The organism is Hydrogenophaga sp. (assembly GCF_051007235.1).
GTDB lineage: Bacteria > Pseudomonadota > Gammaproteobacteria > Burkholderiales > Burkholderiaceae_C > Hydrogenophaga.
Genome location: NZ_JBPCSJ010000055.1, coordinates 1 through 3,217 on the forward strand (window position 1 = coordinate 1; position 3,217 = coordinate 3,217).

Genomic DNA, 3,217 nt, shown 5'->3' on the forward strand with positions numbered 1-3,217 from the left:
GCGCTTGCGCACGGCCGGGTCCTTGAGCGCCTGCTGGGTGGCGTTGTAGATCTTGTCGGTCACGTCCTTGGGCAGGCCCTTGGGCGCGATGAAGCCGTAATAGGCCATGCGGTTGACCGGCTCAAAACCGACATCCTTGAAAGTGGGCACATCGGGCAGCACGGCCAGGCGCTGCGGCGCGGCCACCACGATGGGGACGAGGCGACCGGCCTTGATGTGCGGCAGCGCCGAGGGCAGGTTGTCGAAGATGATGGGCACCTGACCACCCACGGTGTCGTTCAGGGCCGGGCCCGCGCCGCGGTAAGGGATGTGGGTGATGAAAGTGCCGGTCAGGCTCTTGAACAGCTCGGTCTGCAGGTGGCCAATGCCGCCGGTGCCCGAGCTGGCGTAGCTGTAGCGGCCCGGGTTCTTCTTGATCTCGGCCAGGAAACCCTTGAAGTCTTTGGCGGGGAAGCTGGGGTGCACCGCGATCACGTTGGGCGTGGCCGCGATGTTGATGATGGGCGTGAAATCGGTGAGCGTGTTGTACGAAATCTTGGGGTTGATGGCCGGGTTGGCCGCCGTGGTGGACACGGTCGCCATGCCGATGATGTAGCCGTCGGCCGGCGCGCGCGCCAGCTCGGTGGCCCCCACCACACCGCCGCCACCGGCCTTGTTTTCCACCACCACGCTCTGGCCCAGGGCACGGCCCATCGGTTCGGACATGACGCGGGCAATGATGTCGGTGGTGCCGCCGGGCGCGAACGGCACCTGCAGGCGGATCACCTTGTTGGGGTAGGCCTGCGCCAGCGCGGCCCCACTGCCCGCCAGCGCGGCAGCGGCAAGGCCAAGAACGGTCATGTGACGGCGATTGAGCATGGGGCGACTCCTGTGGTGGATCAAAAAGATAGCAGCGGGTCATGTTACCCGGCGCCGCTGGGCCCGACTGTAGGTCGCACCCCGGCAGGGCACCATGGGGACACTACATAAGTGAAAACCCCCAGACCGGCGGCGGGAGCGCCGGTATCCTCCGGGCGTGAACTTCGCCCAGCTGCTCTTCCCCGACTTCTCGCTCATCTTCATCGGCTACCTGCTGTGCCGCTTCACCGCGCTCGACCGCAAGGTCTGGGAGCCGATCGAGAGCCTGGTCTACTACTTCCTGTTCCCGGTGCTGCTGTTCCACAGCATCGTGCGCAACCCGCTGGACCTGCAGGGCACGTCGGCCCTCATGGCGGCGGGTTTCACCCTCGGCCTGTGCGGCATCGCGCTGGCCTATTCCCTGCCCTACTGGCCCTGGCTGGGACGCCCGTTCGACCGCCGGCTGCACGCCGCCAGCGCGCAGGTGGGTTTCCGATTCAACTCCTTCATCGCCCTGGCGCTGGCCAGCAAGGTGGCCGGCCCGCAGGGGCTGCAGCTGGTGGCGGTGCTCATTGGCGTGTGCGTGCCGCTGTTCAACGTGGGCGCGGTCTGGCCCATGGCACACCATGCCGGAAAAGGCTTCGTGCGCGAACTGGTGCGCAACCCGCTGATCATCGCGACCGCCAGCGGCCTGCTGGCCAACCTGGCCGGCTTCAGCGTGCCGGGCTGGCTCGAACCCACGGTCACGCGTATCGGCCAGTCGTCCCTGGCACTGGGCCTGATGGCCGCCGGCGCCGGCATGCAGCTGGGCAGCCTGCACACCGCCAAGGCGCTGGGCGTGTCGGTGCTCGCGGTCAAGCACCTGGGCATGCCGCTCATGGCCTTCGGCCTGGCGCGCCTGTTCGGGCTGGACGCCACGCAGACCACCGTGCTGCTGATGTTCTCGGCTGTGCCCACCGCGTCCACCTGCTACGTGCTGGCCGCGCGCATGGGCTACAACGGACCGTATGTGGCTGGGCTGGTCACGCTGTCCACGCTGCTGGGCATGGTGAGTCTGCCGTTTGCACTGGGGGTGCTGGGGGGGTAGACGAACACCCCCTGCGCCGCTGCGCGGCTTCCCCCTCTGTGGCGCGCCTTCGGCGCTTCGAAGGGGACGCACCCTGTGGCCCGGCGAAGCCGGTTCCACGGGTGCACTGGATGGGACCGTTCGTGCGCTGCGGACCGCACTCCGGCTGGCCATTGGCCCCCTTGACCGCCCTACTTCGGCGGGGGAGCCAGCAGTTCGATGCGTCGTTGAAGCCGCGCCACCTCGTCCATCGCTCCGCCAGCCTGCGCCCGTGCCTGCTGCACCTTGAGCCAAGCCAGCAAGGGCCGGCGCCAGCCTTGGGACGACGCCGTGTCCACCGCCTGCGCGATGACGCCGGGCGTGGCCTGGCTGCGCTGGAACAGCACGCCGGCGGCCACCAGGCGCGAGAGCGGATCGGCGATGGCGGACAGCGCTGCGTCGGGCGAAGCCGATCCCGCTGCGAACGGGCGGTGGGCCTCGGGCAGCATCGCACCGTCAGCCGCGGTCGATCGGCCCGTGAGGTAGCGCGCATACGCCAGCTCGGCCGGGGTCGCATCGGCGGCCAGGGCGTCAAAGCCGGCACAAGCGCCCACGTCCAGCGCCGCCACCCGGCCCGCGCAGCGCAGCAGTTCCACCCGCGCCGCCAGCGCGGGCTGCCCGGTGCTGGCGACCTCGCGGCGGGCACGCGCGAACTCGGCCGCTTCCACCCGCTGGTCACCGGTCAGCCAGGCCTGGGTGGCGCGCTCGGCGCTGGCCTTGGCGTTCATCTGCCAGTCGGGGGCGGGCGGGGTGTTGCCGCAGGCAACGAGCGCCAGCACCGCGGCAGCTGCAAGAAGGGATCGAATCGTCATGGCAGCTTCAGTTCGGTTTCGCGTTTGAACGGCCATTTGCGGTTGATCTCGTTGACCAGTCCGTCCACCTTGCGCAGGCTGGATTCGACCTCGCCGCGCAGCACGTCCAGGTCGGTGGTGGCTTCCTTGGTGTTGGCGGCGATGGCTTTGGCCTCGACCAGCACGGCGTCCACCTTCTGCAGGCTGCCGCGCGCGTCGACCAGCAGGGCGTTGAGTTGCTGCACCGTGGCGCGCGTGTCGTTCACCAGGCCGCCCTGCGCCGTGCCGCCAGGGCCTGCTCCGGCACCGAACACCTGCTTGTCGGCGTTGGCCACCAGGCCGTTCAGGCGCACGGTCAGCTGATCGGCGCGCGCCAGCAGCGCATTGGCGCGGTCGATGGTCTGCACCAGCTTCTTCGCGTCGGCCTCGTTGCCCATCAGCGTGCCCAGCACGCCTTGCGGCCCGTTCATGCGGCCGGTCAGGG

At 69.4% G+C, this 3,217-nt stretch carries 3 protein-coding genes and 1 pseudogene; 1 reads left to right on the forward strand and 3 read right to left on the reverse strand.

What is annotated here, in order from left to right; all coding sequences use genetic code 11:
- Window positions 1-858, reverse strand: an 858-nt coding sequence (locus ACR2JA_RS01835) for a tripartite tricarboxylate transporter substrate binding protein BugE (RefSeq protein ID WP_434007438.1), incomplete at its 3' end; no start/stop codon positions are given.
- A gap of 157 nt (window positions 859-1,015) precedes the next feature.
- On the opposite strand from ACR2JA_RS01835, the gene ACR2JA_RS01840 reads away from it, so the two are divergent.
- Entirely contained in the window at window positions 1,016-1,924 is a 909-nt protein-coding gene (locus ACR2JA_RS01840; RefSeq protein ID WP_434007439.1) for an AEC family transporter, read from the forward strand.
- A gap of 170 nt (window positions 1,925-2,094) precedes the next feature.
- On the opposite strand, the gene ACR2JA_RS01845 is transcribed toward ACR2JA_RS01840, so the two are convergent.
- Both ACR2JA_RS01845 and ACR2JA_RS01850 read right to left on the reverse strand, forming a co-directional pair.
- On the reverse strand, window positions 2,095-2,754 hold the full coding sequence (locus ACR2JA_RS01845; RefSeq protein WP_434007440.1) for a hypothetical protein: 660 nt from the start codon (window positions 2,752-2,754) through the stop codon (window positions 2,095-2,097).
- A pseudogene (locus ACR2JA_RS01850) lies at window positions 2,751-3,217 on the reverse strand (MlaD family protein); the annotation flags it as partial. The gene ACR2JA_RS01845 and the pseudogene ACR2JA_RS01850, both read right to left, overlap by 4 nt.